The organism is Erythrobacter sp. (assembly GCF_023653175.1).
Taxonomy (GTDB): Bacteria; Pseudomonadota; Alphaproteobacteria; order Sphingomonadales; family Sphingomonadaceae; genus Erythrobacter.
Window position 1 is genome coordinate 1 of the sequence record NZ_JAMNXL010000054.1, and the last position, 19,111, is coordinate 19,111.

Sequence of the window (19,111 nt, forward strand, 5' to 3'; positions counted from 1 at the left end):
CCTGCCCCGTCACCTTCCCCTGCCCATCGGCGACCGCCGCCTTGGCGGTGAGATTGGCAAGGTAGAGCCCGCCATATTCGAAGCCGCTGGCGGTTATATCGGCATCGACGCTGGCGCTGCCATCGGCATAGCGGCCGGTCGCGTCGATATCGGCGCGCGCGATGGTGATCGGCGTCGCCCCGCCGAAGCTGGCATTGCGAGCGGCGAGATCGACCGCGAAGCCGATCGCGTCGCCCGGCTGCGGCCGGAAGGCGAGCGTGCCGTTCACCCCTCCGCCCGCCAGCCTGAGGTCGCCCGAAACGCCTTCGTCGAGCAGCACGACCTCGCCCGTCACATTGGTGCGATACACATTGAGCCGGTTGATCGCGACGCGGGTCGGCGCATTCTCGGGCAGGAACAGCTCGAGCGCACCGTCGAATTCGCCGAGCAGCGATTGGCCCGCGACATCCAGCCCGAAGCCCTCCTCGCTGGGCGCGAGCGCGATGCGCACGTCCTTCAGCCCCGCCGCGGGGTAGGGATCGGCGAGCACCAGCACGGCGCGCGGGCCGTCGCCTGCGATCTCGGCATCGAAGCGGAACGGCCCGTATTGCGCCTGCCGCCCTTGGCCTGCGAGCACGGTGCGCGTCACCCCGCCGCCGGTCACCACCTTGCTGTCGAGCGTGGCGGTCAGGCGCGGGGCGGTGATGGCGGTGTTGCGGAAGATGATCGGCTGGCCCGCTCCCATGCCAAGCTCGCCCTTGAAGCGCACCTGCTCGCCCGCGAGATTGACGATGGTGGCGTTGCCGATCTGGCTCAGCACCCCGGCGAGATTGGCGCGCAGGCTCCACGGCACGCGGGGGCCGAACTTGGCGAGGATTTTGGCATTGGCGGTCACCTCGCCCGCGCCTTCGACGCGGAGGCGGCTGGCGGTGACCGGCCCGGCGATGGCATAGGCACCTGCGGGGATATCACCCTGCAGGCTGAGCTCGGCGTCGAGCCCCGGAAAGGCGATGTCGGTGCGGTCGGCGGCAAGCGCGCCGCGGGCGAAATCATAGGTGAGAAGGCCTCTCGCCCTCCCCTTTACCAGCCGCGGGTCGGCTTGGGCGATGCCGGTTGTCACGGCTTGCGCGGTGAGCGCGAGGGGCAGGCTCAGCACCGATCCCTCGAGCCGCGCGCTGCCCTCCTGCGCAAGGCCGGTCGCCGTCACGCCCGAGGAAGCCAGCCGCGCGACAGCGATCTCGTGCTTGATGCCGAGATCGTCGAACGCCCCCGTCAGGCTGGCCACGAGAGTCCCGCCCTCGATCCGCAGGCTCTCACCAAACAGATCGGGATTGCGCAGCGCCAGGCGCACCCGCGCGCCATCGACCACCTTGTCGGCAAGGTCCGCGCCGCCGCTTACCCGCGCATCGAGACCGTCGGAGACCACCGCGGCGCGGCCCTCGATCACGCTGTCCGCAAGCGTGAAACTGGCCGCGAGCGCGGTGGCCGCGCCCAGCGCGCGGCCGATCAGGGTCTCGCCCCCCAGACCGCTGCGCCATTCGCCCAGCAGGCCGTAGCGACCCGCATCATTGGTGATGCGGAAGGCGGCGACCGGCCCGTCCCGGGTGCTGTCGGTGGGTCCGATTGCCCGCGCCACCGCCGCACCGCGCCAGCGCTTCCACGTGCCGTCGCCGACGATCCGCGCCGAATAGCCCTGCTCGAGCTTCGCCAGCCCGGCCAGCACGCCGCCTGCCGGGGCGAGCGCATCGCCGGAAAGCTCGAACCGGTCGCCATCAGGCTCGGCATCGAGCAGCAGCGCGAAGCGGTCGCGTGCGCCCAGCCGGGCGTTCGCGTCGACCATCGCGCGGCCCTCGCGGATGTCGATCTTGGCGGTGAGGTTCGCCCGCTCGTCGCGCGGCGTGGCGAGACCCTTGGCGATGGTCAGGTCCTCGATCACCAGCTTGTCGACCCGGATGTCGAAATCGGGCAGCAGCGGCGCATCGGGATCGCCGGGGAGCAGTTCGGGCAGCCGCGTCAGCCGCCCGCGCTTTGCCGTGACCTCGCGGATATCGAGCCCGCTCCACAGCCACTTGAGCGGCCGCCAGTCGAGCCGCACTTCGGGGATGGTGAGGAAGGAGCCCTTGGGGTCGCTTACCGTCACCTGCCTGAGCACTGCCTGCCCGTAGATGTCGCCCTCGATCCTTCCGACGGCGAACCTCAGGCCCGAAGCGGGCGCGGCCGCCGCGATCTGGTCGGCGATGAAGCGCTTACCGATGGGGGTCGCAAGGAACAGCGCGACCAGAAGGAAGGGCGCCAGCAGCAGGCCCAGCGCCCAGCCGGTCCGCTTGCCCCAGCGGCGCCCGCGAGATGCCTTGCGCGGCGGCGGCGGCGCTGTGCCGGTCTCGACACCCTCCGCCATCAGAACGCCTGCCCCAGGCTGACATAGACCACCACCGGGCTGTCGAACTCGGTCGGGTTGAGCGGCGCGGCGACATCGACGCGGATCGGGCCGAAGGTGGTCTTGTAGCGGATGCCGATGCCCGCGCCCCAGCGGATGTCGCCGAAGGTCGGGGTCGAGCCGCGGCTCACCGATCCGGCGTCGACGAAGGGCACGACCTCGATCGCGCCAGCGAACAGCGGGGTCGGGATGCGCGCCTCGGCCGAGAACTCGACCAGCGAGGCCCCCCCGGTGGGATTGCCGAGCGCATCGCGCGGGCCGACGCCCTGGAACCCGTAACCGCGCACCGAGGCGCCGCCGCCGCCATAGAGCCGGCGCGAGGGTGCGATGTCGTCGATCCCGGCACCCTGGATCGTCGCCGCGCGCACGCGGCCCGCCAGCACCAGATCACCCAGCGACTGGTAATAGCTCGCATCGCCCTGCGCGCGCAGATAGAAGCTCTGCGCCCCGCCCTGCCGCGAGACCTCGGGGGCAAGGAACAGGGTTGCACGCCAGCCCTCGCTCGGGTCGAGCAGATCGTCGCTCTCGTCGAGGGTCACGCTGCCGAACAGCCCGCCGATCAGATAGGCCTGGCGCGGCACCACCACGCCGGGCGCGGTGCGGACATTGCGGTTGCGCTCGTCGGTGTAGATTGCCTCGCCGCCAATCTGCCAGCTGACCGGCTTCTGGAACAGGATGTTCGAGATCTTCTCGAAGGTCACACGCACCCCGCCCCCGCGCGAATCCACCGCTTGGGTGGTGATGTCGCTGGCGAAGAGATCGACGGTCAGCACCTGATCGCGGCCGAGGAAGTTGTTGCGCCTCACCCCCACGCTTGCCAGCGCCTCGCGCGTGCCGAGGATGCCGCGCAGCCGCAGCGTGCCTTCGGGCGGGAAGAGGTTGCGGTGCTCCCAGCGGCCCTCGAGCTTGAAGCCGTCCTCGGTGCCATAGCCGATCGCGCCGGCGATGGTGCGCAAGGGCGCGCGCTCCATCTCCACGTCGAGCGCGACCTCGCCCGGCTGGTCGCCTGTGGGCGCGCGGGTCTCGCGCGGGGTGACGGTGACGCTCGAGACGAGGCCGGTGGCAATGATCGCGCGGCGCAAGTCGGTCTCGAGGCTCTGCTGGAAGATGTCGCCCGCATCGAACCGGGCAATGCGCGCAAGGTGGCTGCCCGACAGGAAGCGCGGATCGTTGCTGACCACCTCGCCGAACACATATTTGCCGCCCGGCCGCGCGGCGAGGGTGAGATCGCCTTCCTCGCGCGCGTGGTCGATCAGCAGCTGGGGCTCCTCGACCTTGGCGAAGGGATAGCCGCTTTCGCCGAGCGCGACGCGCAGCTCCAGCTCGCGCTCGATGATGCGGTCGGCATAGAGCGGGTCGCCGGTCTTGATACCGAAGGCCTCGATCAGCCGGCTGGCATCGGGCTGGGGGAGCGCGGGCAATTCGCCGAGGTCGATCCGCCCGAAGCGATAGCGCGGGCCCGGCAGGATGTCGAAGCGCACGCTCGGCTCGCGCGAGGCGGCCTCGGCATCCTCTTCGCGCGCGGATTCGTTCGCCTCGCCCGCGCGCCGCCCGCCCGAAAGCTGGCGCACCACCTCGCCATCGTAATAGCCATAGGTGCGCAGGATATCGCCGAGCAGTTCGGCATCGGCGCGCGCGCGGGCGGCGACCTGCGGGGTGGCCTCCTCGCCATCGTCGAGCTCACGCAAGGTCGACAGATCGCGGAAGCGGCCTACGAATTCGTCCTTCTCGGGGAAGGCCTCGGGATCAGCCGGGAGCGCGAGCACCAGCGTGGAGCTTACCCGCGTCTCGGCCAGTTCGGGCGCGGCGGCGAGCACCGGGGCGGCGATGCTGGCCAGCGCCTCGAGCTCGGGATCGGGCGGGAGCGGCTGGGGATCGGGGATCGCGAGTTCGGCGAGCGCCGCCTCACCCTGAGGCAGGGGCGCGCCATCGGCTGCGTCTTCCAGCCCGGCAAAGGCAGCATCGAAGGCGGGATCGGGAGCCGTAGCCAGCGGGTCGAGCGACTCGGCGGCGTCGGCCACCGCCGCAGGGTTTGCCACGCCGCCGGCCGCCCAGCTCTGCGGATCGGCAAGCGCGGCCTCGGGGATCAGCGCGTCGAGCGAATCCGGGACAGGCTCGGGCTCGGGTTCTGATGAGGGAGCGGGTGCGGGCGGCTGCGCAGAATCACGCGCGCCTGCCTCCTCATCCTCCGCTCCGGCAGTCTCCTGCGCCGCCGGCTGCGCGCCAAGCGACGCCGCCGCCGCTGGCGCAGCGTTCAGCGCCAGTGCGGTGTGACCCAATCCTGCGGCAATAGCGAGACCGAGCGTGAGACGCTTAGCCGTCTCAGGTCGCGGGGAACTTGACAGGCTGGCCATCCTTGCCCCGCGCACCGGCAAGGCTTTCGTCCTGCGGCCGACGCGGCGCTGTCGCTGCGGCGATGAGGCGATGCTGCTCGCCCTCCTCCATCAGCTGCCAGCCTTCCCGCGTCAGACGCTCAAGCGGGCGATAGCGAACCTTGTACTGCATGCGCGGCGAGCCCTCGACCCAATATCCGAGATAGACGTAAGGCAATGCCTCAGCCGCAGCGCGGCGGATATGATCGAGGATAATAAAGTTGCCCAGCCCTGCGCGTTCCGGGTGATCGGGCTCGTAGAAGGAGTAGATCATCGACAGCCCGTCACCCTGCCGGTCGGTCAGGCAGGCCCCGACGAGGCGCCCCGGCTTGCCGTTCGGCCCGGGCTCGCGATATTCGGTGACGACGCTGCTTACCGGCGTGTGCTCGATCATGTCGGCATAATCGAGCTCGTCCATCGCCGACATGCCGCCATCGGGGTGGCGTTGGCCGAGATAGCGGGCGAGCAATTCGAACTGCTCGTCGGTCGCCCAAGGGCGGCATTCGGTGACGATCAGGTCGCTGTTGCGCTTGAGGTCGCGCTTCTGGGTCGATGAGGGCTTGAACCTGCCCGCCACCACCCGCACCGAAACGCAGGCCTGGCAATCAAGGCAGGAGGGGCGATAGGCGACCGTCTGGCTGCGGCGGAAGCCGATCCGGCCCAATGCCTCGTTGAGCTGGTCCGCGTGGGGGCCCTTCAGCTCGGTGAACACCTTGCGCTCGCTGCGGCCCGGCAGATAGGGGCACGGCGCGGGGCTCGTCACGAAGAAGCGGGGAAAGCGGATCGGTGCCGTCACGGGTGGGGCCTGTCCTTCGTGCGCCGGAGCTGGCGGGTGAATCGCGGGTGGGCGAAAGTGTTAAGAAAATCTTATGCCCACACCTTCGCTCCGGTAAAAGTCCCTTAACCATGAAAATGTCGCGAAAACGACATGGGCGCCCGGGCAACCGCGGCAAACCGCGCCCGCAATGGTGCAAACCGGGACGTTTGCCCCGGCGTGGATGCTCGAATTTTCTCGAAATCAGCCGAGTTCGACCATCTGCACCGAATAGCCGTTGGCGCGCAGGCCCTCGACCAGCCGCTCGACCTGCTCGGCGTCGCGCGCCTCGCATTCGATGTCGGTGATCAGGCCCTTGGCGGGCAGCGTGGTGAAGATGCGCTGGTGATAGATCTCGATGATGTTGACGTTGTGTTCGTCGAACAGGCGCATCACCCGGAACAGCGCACCGGGGCGGTCCTGCAGGGTGATCCTGAGCCGCGCAAGCCGCCCCTGACGCGCCAGATCGCGCAGCAGCACATTGGCAAGCAGGCGCGTGTCGATATTCCCGCCGCACAGCACGAGGCCGATGGTTTTCCCTGCGAACCGCGCCGGATTGCGCAGCACCGCGGCCAGCCCCGCCGCGCCCGCGCCCTCGACCACGGTCTTCTCGATCTGGAGCAGCAGCGCGACCGCCTTTTCCAGAGCGGGTTCATCGACCAGCAGGATGTCGTCGACCCGCTCGGCGATCACCTTGGAGGTGAAATCGCCCGGCACCTTGACCGCGATGCCTTCCGCCAGCGTGTCCCCGCCGCACGGCAGGCTTGCGCCCTTGATGCGGTCGAACATGCTCGGGAACAGCCCGGCCTGCACGCCGACCACTTCGATCTTCGCATTGATCGCCTTGGCGACAGTCGCCATCCCCGAGATCAGCCCGCCCCCGCCGATCGGCGTGACGATGCAATCGAGATCGGGCTTCACGGCGAGCATCTCGAGCGCCACCGTGCCCGCGCCTGCCGCGACATGCGGATCGTCGAAGGGGTGGACGAAGGTGAGGCCAAGCTCGACCTCGAGCTTGCGGGCATGGGCATAGGCCTCGTCGAAGGTCTCGCCTTCCAGCAGCACCTTGCCGCCGACGCTTTCGGTCTGCATCACCTTCACCGTCGGCGTGGGCTTGGGCATGACGATGGTGACGGGGACGCCGAGGCGGGTGCCGTGGTAGCTGAGGCCTTGGCTGTGGTTCCCCGCCGAGGCCGCGATCACGCCGCGCGCGCGCTGTTCCTCGGTGAGCAGCAGCAGCGCATTGAGGGCCCCGCGCTCCTTGTACGCCGCGGTGAACTGGAGGTTCTCGAACTTCAGCCAGATATCCGCGCCGGTGATCTCCGATAGGGTGATCGAGTGCATCATCGGGGTTTCGACCACCGCGCCCGCGATCCGCGTCGCGGCGGCGCGGACGTCGTCGAGGGTGAGGTCGGCCGGCGTGGCGGCGGCGCCCTTGGGGTGCGATGCGGTGGCTTGCGTCAACATGATGCCGCCGCAGTTAGAGCCTTGGGCGCGCAAGGGCAATCGGCAGGCGTGCGGATTTCGTATGCGCACCCCGAGCATTGGCAAGCACGCGGCAAAGCGATAGCACACGCGGCCTACCCTCGCTTGCCTAGGACCGCCATGCTCCGTTTCGCTTCCACCGCCGTCTCCGCCCTCGCTCTCGTCCTTGCCGCGCCCGCCTGGGCCGACACGCTGGTCGACAATGTCGATGGGGTGACGATCGACGCCGAGGGCAAGATCAAACGCTTCTCGGGGCTGGTGTTCGACGAGGAGGGCACGATCACCGCCGTTCTCGACCGCGCCGACAAGCGCCCGCAGACCGATTACCGCGTCGATGGCGGCGGGCGGGTGATGCTGCCGGGCATGATCGACGCCCATGTCCATGTCATGGGCATCGGCTTCGGCGCGCTGACGCTCGACCTGTCGGACACGACTTCGCTCGAGGAGGCGCTCGCCAAGGTAAAGGCGTTCGCCGAGGCGAACGAGGGCCGCCCGTGGATCATCGGGCGCGGCTGGAATCAGGAGAAGTGGGGCCTCGGGCGCTTCCCGACCGCCGCCGAACTCGATGCCGTGGTGGCCGACCGGCCGGTGTGGCTCGAACGGGTCGACGGCCACGCCGCCTGGGGCAACAGCCTAGCGATCCAGACCGCGGGCGTCACCGCCAAGACCGCCGATCCGGCGGGCGGGAAGATCATCCGCGATGCCAAGGGCAATCCTTCCGGCGTGTTCGTCGACAATGCGGCGCGACTGGTGGCCAAGGAAGTCCCCGCCCCCCGCCCGGAAGACCGCGATCTCGCGCTCGCCAAGGCGCAGGAGGTGCTGCTCGGCTACGGCGTCACCGCGGTCGCCGACATGGGCACGACGCTGGACGACTGGCACACCTTCCGCCGCGCGGGCGACACCGGGCGGCTGGCGATGCGGATCATGGCCTATGCCGACAGCATCGACACGCTCGAGACCGTCGCCGGGCCCGCGCCGACTGTTTGGCTGTACGACGACCGGCTGCGGATGGGCGGGATCAAGCTCTATCTCGACGGCGCGCTGGGCTCGCGCGGGGCGGTGCTCAAGGCGCCCTATCATGACGACCCGGGGGCCAAGGGCCTGCCGCTGCTCAGCCCCTCGCAGCTGCGCAACCTCATGAGCCGCGCGGCGATGGACGATTTCCAGACCGCGGTGCACGCCATTGGTGACGCGGCCAATGCCGAGGTGCTGGGCGCGATCGAGGAGCTTTCGGAGAGCTACAAGGGCGACCGGCGCTGGCGGATCGAGCATGCGCAGATTGTCGACCCTGCAGATATTGCGCGGCTGGGCCAGCACGGGGTGATCGCCTCGATGCAGCCGCTCCACCAGACCTCCGACCGGCTGATGGCCGAGGCGCGATTGGGGCCCGACCGGCTGGCGGGGGCCTATCCGTGGCGCTCTGTGATCAATGCCGGAGGGCGCCTCGCCTTCGGCTCGGATGCGCCGGTCGAGCCGGCCGATCCCTGGGCCGGAATGGCCGCCGCGATCAGCCGCACCGATGTCAAGGGCGAGCCCTTCGGCGGATGGCTGCCGCAGGAAACCGTGACGCGCGAGCAGGCGCTCGCCGGGTTCACTGCGGACGCCGCCTTTGCGGGCTTTGCCGAAGGGCGCTTCGGCCGCCTCGTCCCGGGCGAGCGCGCGGACTTCCTGTTCGTCGACCGCGACCCGCTGTTCGCCTCGCCGCAAGCCTTGCGCGAGACCAAGATCCTGCAGGTGTGGATCGGCGGGGTGCAGGTGAAGGGGACGGAGTAGCTACTCCGCCGCCGCGCGCTCCGCGGCTTGCTCGGCCTCATTCGCCAGCTTGTCGGCGGCGACCGCCTTCTCCTGCAAGCGCATCAGCACCAGCGAGGCCTCGAACAGCAGCAGCAGCGGTACGGCGAGGATGATCTGCGAGCCCGGATCGGGCGGCGTGACGACCGCGGCGATCGCGAAGATGGCGACGATCACATAGCGCCGCGCCGCGACCAGCTGTTCGCGGGTGATGATCCCGGCGCGGTGCAGCAACAGGAGCAGCACCGGCAACAGGAAGGTGAGGCCGAAGGCGAGGATGAACTGCATCACCAGCCCGAGATAATCGCCTGCGCTGGGCAGGGCCTGCACTGTCAGCCCCCCGGTCTGCCCGCCATATCCGAGGAAAAAGCGGAACGCGGTCGGCATGACCACGAAATAGGCGAGCGACGCCCCGGCGGTGAACAGCACGGGGGTGGCGATCAGAAACGGCAGGAATGCTTTCTTCTCGCGGGCATAAAGGCCGGGGGCGACAAAGGCCCACAGCTGGTTGGCGATCACCGGAAAGCTCACCATGAAACCGGCAAACAGCGCCACCTTAAGCTCCACGAAGAACACTTCCGGCAGCTTGGTGAAGATCAGCTGGCCCTGTCCTTCCGGGAAGGCCTGCTTCAGCGGCAGCACCAGCAAGCCGAGGATATCGTCCGCGAAATAGAGGCACACGCCGAAGCCCACCGCCAGCGCCAGCAGGGCGCGGATCACGCGGGTGCGCAGCTCGATCAGATGGTCGAGCAGCGGCGCACGGGTCTCGTCGAGGTCCTTGACCTCAAACATCCTCGTCCCCCGTGTGTGGCCGTGCGGGCAGCATCGGCGGACGCGGTGCGTCGGGGTCGGGATCGACCGCCGGGCCGCCGATGGTGACGGTCGCCGCGCGCGCAGGGGGCTTGTCGAACAGCGACGGCTGGGGCGGTGGCGGTGGCGCAGGAGCTTCCGGGATCTGGTCGGCGGGGGTGTCAGCGGGCGGCGTCTCGAGCGGCGGCGGCCCCGTCATCACCGGCGCGCCCGCTTCCGCCTCGGTGAGAGCGGCAGAGCGGCGCATGATCTCCTCGTTCTGCGCCTTCCACTTCTTTTCCATGTCCTCAAGCTCGGCCTCGCGCACCATGGCGTCGATGCCAGAGCGGAAATGGGCCGAGAGGCGCCGCACCTTGCCGATCCAGCGGCCCGCCACCCGCATGGCGAGCGGCAGGTCTTTCGGCCCGATCACGACAACCGCGACGATGATGATGACCAGCAGTTCTGCTGCGCCGATGTCGAACATGTGCGGTGCGGCTGCGCCGCCTCCCTGCGGGCCGGATCAGGCGCCGGTGCTGTCGGACTTCTCGGACGGTGCGGGCGCGGCTGTCGGCGCGGGGGCAGTAGCGGGCGGCTCGATGCGCGCCTTGGGCTCCTCAGCCTCGCTCATGCCCTTCTTGAAGCTCGAGATGCCCTTGCCGAAATCGCCCATCATTTCAGAAATGCGCCCGCGCCCGAACAGCACGAGGACGACAAGGGCGACGATGAGAATTTGCCAGATACCGACGTTCATGATGCGAGACTCGCGAAAAGGTTGCGCTGCCCATATAGGCAGCTTGTCGCGCGGATGCCACCCGGCGGAAAGAAAGTCTCGAACACGCGCGATCAATCCTCGTCCGGGCCGCTCTCGTCTTCCTCGTCGGGCTCGAAACGCCCCATGCCGTCGAGCGCGGCTTCCAACGCCTCGTCGACCGGATCGAGCAGGCCTGCGGCGCGCAATTCGTCGATGCCGGGCAGGTCGCGGCGCGAGGCAAGGCCGAAGTGGTCGAGGAAATCCGGGGTGGTGGCATAGATCACCGGGCGCCCCGGCACTTCGCGGCGGCCTGCGGGCTTCACCCAGCCTGCCTCCATCAGCACATCCAATGTGCCCGCGCTGGTCTGCACGCCCCTGATGGATTCGATCTCGGCGCGGCTGACGGGTTCGTGATAGGCGATAATCGCGAGCACTTCGGTAGCGGCGCGGCTGAGGCGGCGGACCTGCTCCTTCTCGCGCCTGAGCAAATGCGCCAGATCGGGCGCGGTCTCGAAATGCCAGCGCCCGCCGCGCTCGACCAGATGGACGCCGCGCTTGGCGTAGCGCCCTTCCAGCACCCCGAGCGCTTCGCGCACCTCGCCGCTCGCGAGGCCGCCCAGATGGGCGGCGAGCGCCTCGACGCCCATCGGCGTCTCGGCGGCAAACAGCGTGGCCTCGATCGCGCGTTCGAGGGTCGCCGGTTCGTCCTCGGGTTCCTCGCTCACGCCCCGATCCCTTGGGCTGCATCCCTGAGACGGCGGATGCGCAAGGGGGCGAAGGCGCCGTCCTGTTCCAGCTCGGCCCGCCCGCGCTTGGTCAGCTCGAGCGCGGCCACGAAACTCGATGCCAGCGCCGAACGCTTCAGCGCGGGCGAGGCGTGGGGCGGGAGGAAGTCGCGGATTTCCATCCACTCGAGCGTCACGCCGAGCATCGAGGAGACCCGCTCGAGCGCCGAATCGAGCGTCATCACCGGGCGGTTGGCGACGTGGTAGATGCGCGGAGCGGTGCGCGCCTTGACCTGCCCATAGGCCTGGATGATGCTGAACAGATCGGAGCGCCACACGGTCTTGCGATCGGTGCGCAGGCCCTCGGGGCTCCCACGCAGAAACACGTCGCGCCCGATCCGGTCGCGGCCCATCAGCCGCCCCGCCGCCTCGCGCATCGCGCCGAGGCGTTGCAGGCGGATCTGGAGGCGCAGCGCCAGTTCCTCCGGCGAGGGGTCCTCCTGCTCGGCCTTGGGCAGCAGCATCGCCGACTTGAGGTAGGCGAGCCAGGCGGCCATCACGAGGTAATCGGCGGCCAGTTCCAGCTTCAGCGCGCCCGCACGCTCGATGTAGATGAGATACTGGTCGACGAGCGCGAGGATCGAGATCTGGCGCAAATCGACCTTCTGCCGCCGCGCGAGATCGAGCAGCAGGTCGAGCGGGCCTTCCCAGCCGTCCAGCTCAAGATACAGCGCGTCGGTCTCGGGCCGCCCTGCATCGGGCGCGAGCATGAAGGGCGGCTCGGGTGCGTTCATGCGGTCAGCGCCAGCAAGGCATCGCGCTTGGCGAGGAGTTCGGCGGCTTGCGGTGCGATGGCGTCGGCGACCCGCGTGACGGCGAGCGCGCGGTCGAGCCTGGCGGCGGTGACATCGGACATGGCGGGCAGCACCGCGCAGATACCCTGCATGTCGTCCATTTTTGCCCAGCAATTCAGTATGATATCGCAGCCCGCAGCGTGGGAGCGGGCGGCGCGTTCGGGGATGGTGCCGCCGAGCGCCTCCATGTCGATATCGTCGGTGAGCAGCAGGCCGTCGAAGCCTATCTCGCCACGGATCACGTCACGGATCACGGTGTGCGAGAGCGTGGCGGGGTTCTCGGCGTCCCAGGCGGTGAAGACGAGGTGCCCGGTCATGCCGACAAGTGCTTGATTCAATGCCCGGAACGGGGTGAGGTCGTCCTCCAGCTCGGCGGCTGAGGCGGTGACCGTGGGGAGCGCCTTGTGGGTGTCGACATCGGTTCGGCCGTGGCCCGGCATGTGCTTGATGCAGCCGGTTACGCCGCCCGCCGCGAGCCCTTCGAGCACCGCGCGGCCCAGCGCCGCCACCTGCATCGGATCGCTCCCGAGGGCGCGGTCGCCGATCACATCGTGCGCGCCGGGCAGGCGCAGGTCGAGCGGGGGGTGGTAATCGACGGTGATGCCCATCGCCGACAGTTCGAGCCCCATCGCGAATGCGTTGGCGCGCGCTGCCTCGATCGCGCTGGCGGGAGCGATTCGGTAAAGCTTTTCAAAAACTTCGCTCGCCGGATAGCCCGCCCATAGCGGCGGGCGCAGCCGCGCGACGCGGCCGCCTTCCTGATCCATCGAGACCAGCAGGCGCTCGCGACCGTGGATGCTGCGCAGGTCATCGGTCAGCGCGCGCAGCTGCTCCGGGTCGAGGCAGTTGCGGCCGAACAGGATGTAGCCCGCCGGATCGCACTCGCGGAAGAAGGCGCGTTCGTCTTCGGTGAGGACGGGGCCGGAGAGGCCAAAAATCGCAGGTGTCATATGGCCGTCAGGGTCGCATTGTGGCGTGGGTCTCGCAAGGGCCCGGCAGCGTCAATGACGGGGAAAAACCTCGCAATGCCCCGTCATCGCCCCTGCAACGACACGGCAACGACCCGCCGACGAACCATTGACTGCCTCGCGACCAGCCGACGCGATCACTTGACCTGGCAATCGACCCCGTCGGCCTTGAGCGCGCGGCACAGGCCATCGGCCTCGGCGCGGGTGCCGACCACGGCCTGCAGGCGGTAGACCGTGCCGATGTCGACCTTGCCCTCGACGACGCGGTACTTGATGCCCTTCAGGGCATCGGTGCGGCGCTGGGCGTCGCTCCAGCCCTGTTCGGCGCGGGCGCGGGTGCCGTAGGCGGCGAGCTGGACGCCGACGCCGCCGGTCGCGGGTGCCTGACCTGCGGCAGGAGCGGCGACAGGCACTGGCTTGGTCGGCGCGGCGGAAGGCGCTGCGGCAGGCTGGCCGGCGCCCTGCGCTCCACCCGGCGTCCCGCCCGGCAGCGGCGGCAGCGGGGTTTCCGCGACCACTCCGGGGCGCGATCCGCCCTCGCCCACCACGGGGGCGACATTGCCGGTGCCGTCGAAAGTCTTGCCGCCCGGATCATCGGGGCGCTGCTTGACCGGCCCCTCGGGCGCGGCGATCACGCTGCCATCGGCGACCACTTCGCCGCTCACGGCGCGGTTGGTGACATACCACACGCCCCCCACCACCACGCCAAGCAGCGCGACGAGACCCAGGGCAAACAGCATGATCTGGCTAGTGTCGATCCCGCCTGCACCCTCTTCCTCGTCATCGGATTCGAGCCACGGCAGGCTGTCGGGCTCGCCCAGCCCGAGCTCGTCGCCCAGCTCGCCGGCTTCCTCGTTCAGCTCTTCGTATTCGGCATCGACCATCACGATTCCAGTGCCCCCTAAGGCAGACCTACATGCTCTCGACCGCCTCGACGCCGAGCACGCCGAGACCATTGCGGATCACTTGCCCGATTGCGCTTGCGAGGAAAAGCCTTGCCGCCGTCAGGCTCGCGTCCTGTTCCACGATGAAGCGCTTTTCGGGGCGGTCATTACCGAGGTTCCAGTAGGAATGGAGGTCGCCTGCCAGGTCATAGAGATAGAACGCGATCCGGTGCGGCTCGCGCGCACGGGCCGCTGCCTCGATCTCGCGCGGAAATTGTGCCGCGCGGGCGATCAGCGCCAGCTCTTCCGCCCCGAGCCGGTCCAGCGCCGCATCCGACGGCGTGATCCCCATGTCCGCCGCCTTCCTCAGCGTCGAACGGATGCGCGCGTGGGCATACTGGACATAGAAGACCGGATTGTCCTTCGAAGCCTCGACCACCTTGTCGAAGTCGAAGTCCATCTGCGCGTCAGGCTTGCGGGTGAGCATGGTGAAGCGCACCACGTCCTTGCCGACCATGTCGACCACGTCGGCCAGCGTCACGAAATTCCCGGCGCGCTTGGACATCTTGAACGGCTGGCCGCCCTTCATCAGCTGCACCATCTGGACGAGCTTGACCTCGAAAGGCTTGGGCGCAGCGGCGTCCGCGCTGGTGAGCGCGGCTACGGCAGCCTTGATCCGCTTGACCGTGCCCGCATGGTCCGCGCCCCAGATGTCGACCAGCGCGTCGGCGGCCTGCGCCTTCTGGAAGTGGTAGGCGAGGTCCGCGCCGAAGTACGTCCACGCGCCGTTCGACTTCTTGATCGGGCGATCCTGATCGTCCCCGAACTTCGTCGAGCGGAACAGCGGCAGCTGCACCGGCTCCCAGTCTTCCGGGGGGGCCTTGCCCTTGGGCGCTTCGAGCACGCCGTCATAGACGAGGTCGTGTTCGCGCAGCCACGCCTCGGCGGCATCGACCTTGCCCGAGGCTTGCAGCTCGGCTTCCGAAGAGAACAGGTCGTGCTTGATGCCCAAGGTGGCGAGATCCTCGCGGATCATGTCCATCATCGCCGCCACCGCGCGGGCGCGGAACGCGAGCAGCCAGTCGCCCTCGGGGGCGGCGGCGTAGGTGTCGCCGAACTCGGCGGCGAGGGCCTCGCCCACCGGCTTGAGATATTCGCCTGGGTAAAGACCCTCGGGGATGGTGATTTCTTGCCCCAGCGCCTCGCGATAGCGCAGGTGCACCGAGCGGGCGAGGACATCGACCTGCGCGCCCGCGTCGTTGACGTAATATTCCTTGGTGACGCGGTGCCCGGCGAATTCGAGCAGCCCGGCCAGCGCATCGCCCACCACTGCGCCGCGGCAATGGCCCATGTGCATCGGGCCGGTGGGGTTGGCCGAGACATATTCGACATTGACCATCCGACCCTCGCCCATCCCTGAGCGGCCATAGTCATTGCCAAGCTGCGCAATGGCGGCGAGTTCGTCGAGCCACGCCTTGGGCGCGAGGCGCAGGTTGATGAAGCCCGGCCCGGCGATCGCGGCGCTGGTGATGCCGGGGTGCGCGGCGAGCCTGGCGGTGATCGCCTCGGCGAGCGAGCGCGGGTTCAACCCGGCGGGCTTGGCGAGCACCATCGCCGCATTGGTGGCAAGGTCGCCATGCGACGCGTCGCGCGGCGGCTCGAGCGTGACATTGGCGAAGGAGGTAGCCGCGGGCAGCGTGCCCTCGGCGACCAGCTCGGTCAGCACGGTTTCGATCAGCGCCGCATGGGCGGCATAGAGGGTTTTCGGTTCGGTCATCGGGTTCTCGTAGCGATGGCGCGGAGGTTCGCGCGTGCAAGATAGGAAGCGGGGTCCCGGGTCAAGCCCGGGAGGGGGTAGAGGAGAGCAGACCGCCGATCTCGCGTGTGGCACTCTTCGACGCCGAAGACGTCGCGAGCGCACGCGCGCGAGTCGCAGGTGCCCCGAAGCGTAGCGAAGGGAACAGCACCGAGGACGAAGGCGCAAAGGCGCCTTCGCAAAAAATCAGCGCGTCACGTTATACTTCAGCTGCGCCTCGGTCAGCTGGAAGCCGACCAGCATTTCGAAGCGGGTGCGTGCGATTGCGGCCCTGACCTCGGGGTCGGCGAGCGGATCGAGCGCCGCCTCGGCGTCGCCGGCGCGTCGTCGCTTGGTGATCTTCTCGCGGATGTCCTCGGGCAGCGCGGCATCGGCGCGGTTGACATAGGCGCCCGCCTTGCCCGTGCCCTGCGCGCGCTCCTGCCCATCGGCAAAGGCGAGCGTGACAGTACCGATGCGCTTGGAGACCACCGCGCTGCCGCCGCGCACGACGGTGACGAAATAGGGGAGCTCGACCGTGCGCGCGCCGCGCGTATCGCTGCGACGGGCGTTCACGGTGAAGGTCGCCTCGGCATAGATCTTGTCCGAGGTGTCGTTGCAATCGCTGCGCAGACCGGTCATCGCCGCGCTCACATCGAGGCTGGCGACGGTGGTGTCGGCGGGGTTGCGGAAGGTGGTGACATCGCCGGTGTAGTCGGGGATGCCGACCGACGGGCACAGCGACAGCACGCTGGCGATGCCGACGCCCTGGTCGATGACAAGCTCGCCCTCGTTCGAGCAGGCAGACAGCGCCGCCACGGCGGTAAGGGCAAAAAGGGCGCGCACGCGAAGCTTCATCAAAGCCGTCCTCGAATTAAACGATCCCGAGCGCCCTAGCGAGGACGTGCGGCTTGCGCTAGAGGGGGTGACATGAACGCGCCCTTTCCCGCCTCCGCCACCGAGACTCCTGCCGACACCGCAGAGCGCCCGCTTCTGAACCTGCTGATCGCTGCCCCGCGGGGCTTCTGCGCCGGGGTCGACCGGGCGATCGAGATCGTCGAGAAGGCGCTCGAGCGGTATGGCGCGCCGGTGTTCGTCCGCCACGAGATCGTCCACAACAAATATGTCGTCGAGCAGTTGAAGGCCAAGGGCGCGATCTTCGTCAAGGAACTGGACGAAGTGCCCGATGACGCGCCGGTGGTGTTCAGCGCGCACGGGGTGCCCAAGGCGGTCCCGGCCGAAGCCAAGCGCCGCAAGCTGCTCTATGTCGACGCCACCTGCCCGCTGGTCAGCAAGATCCACCGTCAGGCCGAACGCCAGATCGAGAAGGGTCGCCACATCATCTTCATCGGCCACGAGGGCCACCCCGAGGTGATCGGCACGATGGGCCAGGTCGAGCCCGGGCAGATGACCCTCGTGGAGACCATCGAGGACGTCGACAAGCTGCCCTTCGATTCCGACGAGGAGCTTGCCTATCTCACCCAGACCACACTGTCGGTGGACGACACGCGCGAAGTGATCCAGGCGCTCGAATGGCGCTATCCCAACATCTCCGGCCCGCGCGCGGAGGACATCTGCTACGCCACCTCCAACCGCCAGGCGGCGGTCAAGGAGCTGGCGCATGACTGCGACCTCGTGCTGGTGATCGGCGCGCCCAATTCCTCCAATTCGCTGCGGCTGGTCGAGGTGTCGGAACGGCTCGGGACGCCTGCCAAGCTGATCCAGCGCGCCTCCGAAATCGACTTCGCGTGGCTGGAAGGGGTAGAGACCCTGGGCCTCACCGCCGGGGCTTCGGCGCCCGAGATCCTGGTGCGCGAGGTGGTCGCCGCGCTCGGCCAGCACCGCACAATCCGCGAGAAGGAAATCACCGCCACCGTCGAGAAGATGGTGTTCAAGCTGCCCCGCCAGCTGACCGAATAGGCGCGGGCGCAAGGGCGCATGGCGGTCTATACCCATTTGGGCGCGGAGGATCTCGCCCGGCTGATCGGCGAATATGACGTGGGCGAGCTGGTCTCGGCCAAGGGCATTGCCGAAGGCGTCTCCAATTCCAACTGGCTGGTCGAGACGACCGGATCGGGCGCGGCCAAGGAAAACGGGGGCGGCACCCGCTTCATCCTGACGCTGTATGAACGGCGGATCGACTATGCCGATCTGCCTTTTTTCCTCGGGCTGCTCGATCACCTTGCCAGCAAGGGATGCCCGGTTCCGCGCACCATGCACGACCGCAGCGGCGCATCGTGGCGGATGGTCGAGGGCAAGGCGGCGGCGCTGATCGAGTTTCTGCCCGGGGTCTCGCCGACCCGCCCCACCCCTGCACAGGCGCGTGAGCTCGGCGGCGTGCTGGCGAACCTCCACCTCGCCGCGCAGGATTTCGCCCACATCCGCGCCAATGCGATGGATTTTGCCGCGAGCGCGGCGATCCTCGAGGCTTGCGGGGCTGACGCGCTGGCGCGGATCGACCCGGCCCTCCCCGCCATGATCGCGGCCGCCCACGATGCCGCCGCGCTCGATCTTGCCGCGCTGCCCCGCTCGCAGACCCACACCGATCTGTTCCCCGACAATGTGCTGATGCTCGGCGACCAGGTGACGGGGCTCATCGATTTCTACTTCGCCTGCACCGGGCCGATGGTGCTCGATCTCGCCGTGACCCACGCCGCATGGTCCTTCGATGCCGCCAACGCCTACCGCGCGGATTGCGGGGCGGCGCTGGTCGAGGGCTACCAGTCGGTCCGCCGCCTCACCCCCGCCGAGCGCGCGCTGTTCGCCGAGGTCGCCAAGGGCGCGTGCCTGCGGTTCGTCGCCAGCCGCGCCGAGGACTGGCTCGACACTCCCGACGATGCGCTCGTCACCCGCAAGGACCCGATGCAGTTCGCGCGGCGCTGGCAGTTTTACAACGCGCACGGCCCGGGCCTGCTTGCAGGCTGAGGCCGCGCGCGCCAAAGCGGGCGCGATGAAACAGGTCGACATCTTCACCGACGGGGCATGCAAAGGCAATCCCGGCCCCGGCGGCTGGGCCGCGATCCTGCGTAGCGGCGGCCACGAGAAGGAACTGGTCGGCGGCGAGCCCGAAACGACCAACAACCGCATGGAGATGACCGCGGTGCTGCGCGGCCTTACCGCCTTGAAGGAGCCCTGCGCGGTCACGGTTCACACCGACAGCCGCTATGTCATCGACGGGATGACCCAGTGGATCTTCGGCTGGCAGAAGCGCGGCTGGGTCAATGCCGCGAAGAAACCGGTCGCCAACGAGGACCTGTGGCGCGAGCTGATCGCGGCCGCGCGCCCGCACAAGGTCGGCTGGGAATGGGTGAAGGGCCACTCCGGCCACCCCGAAAACGAACGCTGCGACGCTCTGGCAAGCGAGGAAGCTGCGCGGCAGGCCGATTCAAGGTCGGCCTTCAAGCATTGATTTGTTTGAGCCACCTTCGGTGGCGCAGACGTCTAGGTCCTTTGGCCGCCCCACC

16 protein-coding genes and 1 pseudogene are annotated in these 19,111 nt (G+C 68.8%); 4 read left to right on the plus strand and 13 right to left on the minus strand.

Going from position 1 to position 19,111, the window contains the following annotated elements; translation table 11 throughout:
• From NBV68_RS08115 to NBV68_RS08130, 4 genes and pseudogenes are all read right to left on the minus strand, one after another.
• Positions 1 to 2,377: pseudogene (locus NBV68_RS08115) on the minus strand (DUF490 domain-containing protein); the annotation flags it as partial.
• Positions 2,377 to 4,695, minus strand: coding sequence for a BamA/TamA family outer membrane protein (locus tag NBV68_RS08120; protein ID WP_296308682.1), 2,319 nt, complete (start codon positions 4,693 to 4,695; stop codon positions 2,377 to 2,379). The gene NBV68_RS08120 and the pseudogene NBV68_RS08115, both read right to left, overlap by 1 nt.
• A 43-nt stretch (positions 4,696 to 4,738) precedes the next feature.
• On the minus strand, positions 4,739 to 5,584 hold the full coding sequence (locus tag NBV68_RS08125; RefSeq protein WP_296308684.1) for an arginyltransferase: 846 nt from the start codon (positions 5,582 to 5,584) through the stop codon (positions 4,739 to 4,741).
• A 222-nt stretch (positions 5,585 to 5,806) separates the two neighbouring features.
• Positions 5,807 to 7,069, minus strand: a complete 1,263-nt coding sequence (locus NBV68_RS08130; RefSeq protein WP_296308685.1) for a threonine ammonia-lyase — start codon at positions 7,067 to 7,069, stop codon at positions 5,807 to 5,809.
• Between the two features lie 138 nt (positions 7,070 to 7,207).
• On the opposite strand from NBV68_RS08130, the gene NBV68_RS08135 reads away from it, so the two are divergent.
• Positions 7,208 to 8,860: an amidohydrolase gene (locus NBV68_RS08135; protein ID WP_296308687.1), complete on the plus strand. Its 1,653-nt coding sequence runs from the start codon at positions 7,208 to 7,210 to the stop codon at positions 8,858 to 8,860.
• Here NBV68_RS08135 and tatC read toward each other — a convergent pair whose 3' ends face one another.
• From tatC to NBV68_RS08180, 9 genes are all read right to left on the minus strand, one after another.
• Positions 8,861 to 9,670, minus strand: coding sequence for a twin-arginine translocase subunit TatC (gene tatC / locus NBV68_RS08140; RefSeq protein WP_296308688.1), 810 nt, complete (start codon positions 9,668 to 9,670; stop codon positions 8,861 to 8,863). It abuts the gene before it with no gap.
• A complete protein-coding gene (gene tatB / locus NBV68_RS08145) occupies positions 9,663 to 10,154 on the minus strand; it encodes a Sec-independent protein translocase protein TatB (protein WP_296308690.1) in 492 nt (163 codons plus the stop codon). The genes tatC and tatB overlap by 8 nt, the downstream gene beginning before the upstream one ends.
• 36 nt (positions 10,155 to 10,190) lie before the next feature.
• Entirely contained in the window at positions 10,191 to 10,421 is a 231-nt protein-coding gene (tatA, locus tag NBV68_RS08150) for a twin-arginine translocase TatA/TatE family subunit (protein ID WP_296308693.1), read from the minus strand.
• Positions 10,422 to 10,513: 92 nt separating this feature from the next.
• Positions 10,514 to 11,146, minus strand: coding sequence for an SMC-Scp complex subunit ScpB (gene scpB, locus NBV68_RS08155; protein ID WP_296308695.1), 633 nt, complete (start codon positions 11,144 to 11,146; stop codon positions 10,514 to 10,516).
• On the minus strand, positions 11,143 to 11,940 hold the full coding sequence (locus NBV68_RS08160) for a ScpA family protein (protein WP_296308696.1): 798 nt from the start codon (positions 11,938 to 11,940) through the stop codon (positions 11,143 to 11,145). The genes scpB and NBV68_RS08160 overlap by 4 nt, the downstream gene beginning before the upstream one ends.
• Positions 11,937 to 12,950, minus strand: coding sequence for a beta-N-acetylhexosaminidase (nagZ, locus tag NBV68_RS08165; protein ID WP_296308697.1), 1,014 nt, complete (start codon positions 12,948 to 12,950; stop codon positions 11,937 to 11,939). Before nagZ ends, NBV68_RS08160 begins: the two co-directional genes overlap by 4 nt.
• 155 nt (positions 12,951 to 13,105) lie before the next feature.
• Positions 13,106 to 13,852 carry an SPOR domain-containing protein gene (locus NBV68_RS08170; protein ID WP_296308706.1) on the minus strand — a complete coding sequence of 249 codons (747 nt, stop codon included), beginning with the start codon at positions 13,850 to 13,852 and terminating at the stop codon, positions 13,106 to 13,108.
• A gap of 28 nt (positions 13,853 to 13,880) precedes the next feature.
• A complete protein-coding gene (gene argS, locus NBV68_RS08175) occupies positions 13,881 to 15,629 on the minus strand; it encodes an arginine--tRNA ligase (RefSeq protein WP_296308698.1) in 1,749 nt (582 codons plus the stop codon).
• 225 nt (positions 15,630 to 15,854) lie between these two features.
• Positions 15,855 to 16,505, minus strand: a complete 651-nt coding sequence (locus tag NBV68_RS08180; RefSeq protein WP_296308700.1) for a hypothetical protein — start codon at positions 16,503 to 16,505, stop codon at positions 15,855 to 15,857.
• Between the two features lie 72 nt (positions 16,506 to 16,577).
• Between NBV68_RS08180 and ispH the strand changes: the two genes are divergently transcribed.
• The 3 genes from ispH to rnhA are packed head-to-tail and all read left to right on the plus strand — an operon-like array spanning position 16,578 to position 19,056.
• A complete protein-coding gene (gene ispH / locus NBV68_RS08185) occupies positions 16,578 to 17,567 on the plus strand; it encodes a 4-hydroxy-3-methylbut-2-enyl diphosphate reductase (RefSeq protein WP_296308701.1) in 990 nt (329 codons plus the stop codon).
• 18 nt (positions 17,568 to 17,585) lie between these two features.
• Positions 17,586 to 18,572 carry a homoserine kinase gene (locus NBV68_RS08190; RefSeq protein ID WP_296308702.1) on the plus strand — a complete coding sequence of 329 codons (987 nt, stop codon included), beginning with the start codon at positions 17,586 to 17,588 and terminating at the stop codon, positions 18,570 to 18,572.
• Between the two features lie 25 nt (positions 18,573 to 18,597).
• Positions 18,598 to 19,056 carry a ribonuclease HI gene (gene rnhA, locus NBV68_RS08195; RefSeq protein WP_296308704.1) on the plus strand — a complete coding sequence of 153 codons (459 nt, stop codon included), beginning with the start codon at positions 18,598 to 18,600 and terminating at the stop codon, positions 19,054 to 19,056.
• Positions 19,057 to 19,111 lie beyond the last annotated feature (55 nt).

Excerpts from the sequence above, each read along its gene's own strand:
- NBV68_RS08130 (WP_296308685.1), bottom strand. The coding sequence starts at position 7,069 with ATGTTGACGCAAGCCACCGCATCGCACCCCAAGGGCGCCGCCGCCACG.
- NBV68_RS08135 (WP_296308687.1), top strand. The coding sequence starts at position 7,208 with ATGCTCCGTTTCGCTTCCACCGCCGTCTCCGCCCTCGCTCTCGTCCTT.
- tatC (WP_296308688.1), bottom strand. The coding sequence starts at position 9,670 with ATGTTTGAGGTCAAGGACCTCGACGAGACCCGTGCGCCGCTGCTCGAC.
- tatB (WP_296308690.1), bottom strand. The coding sequence starts at position 10,154 with ATGTTCGACATCGGCGCAGCAGAACTGCTGGTCATCATCATCGTCGCG.
- tatA (WP_296308693.1), bottom strand. The coding sequence starts at position 10,421 with ATGAACGTCGGTATCTGGCAAATTCTCATCGTCGCCCTTGTCGTCCTC.
- NBV68_RS08160 (WP_296308696.1), bottom strand. The coding sequence starts at position 11,940 with ATGAACGCACCCGAGCCGCCCTTCATGCTCGCGCCCGATGCAGGGCGG.
- nagZ (WP_296308697.1), bottom strand. The coding sequence starts at position 12,950 with ATGACACCTGCGATTTTTGGCCTCTCCGGCCCCGTCCTCACCGAAGAC.
- NBV68_RS08170 (WP_296308706.1), bottom strand. The coding sequence starts at position 13,852 with ATGGTCGATGCCGAATACGAAGAGCTGAACGAGGAAGCCGGCGAGCTG.
- argS (WP_296308698.1), bottom strand. The coding sequence starts at position 15,629 with ATGACCGAACCGAAAACCCTCTATGCCGCCCATGCGGCGCTGATCGAA.
- NBV68_RS08180 (WP_296308700.1), bottom strand. The coding sequence starts at position 16,505 with ATGAAGCTTCGCGTGCGCGCCCTTTTTGCCCTTACCGCCGTGGCGGCG.
- ispH (WP_296308701.1), top strand. The coding sequence starts at position 16,578 with ATGAACGCGCCCTTTCCCGCCTCCGCCACCGAGACTCCTGCCGACACC.
- NBV68_RS08190 (WP_296308702.1), top strand. The coding sequence starts at position 17,586 with ATGGCGGTCTATACCCATTTGGGCGCGGAGGATCTCGCCCGGCTGATC.
- rnhA (WP_296308704.1), top strand. The coding sequence starts at position 18,598 with ATGAAACAGGTCGACATCTTCACCGACGGGGCATGCAAAGGCAATCCC.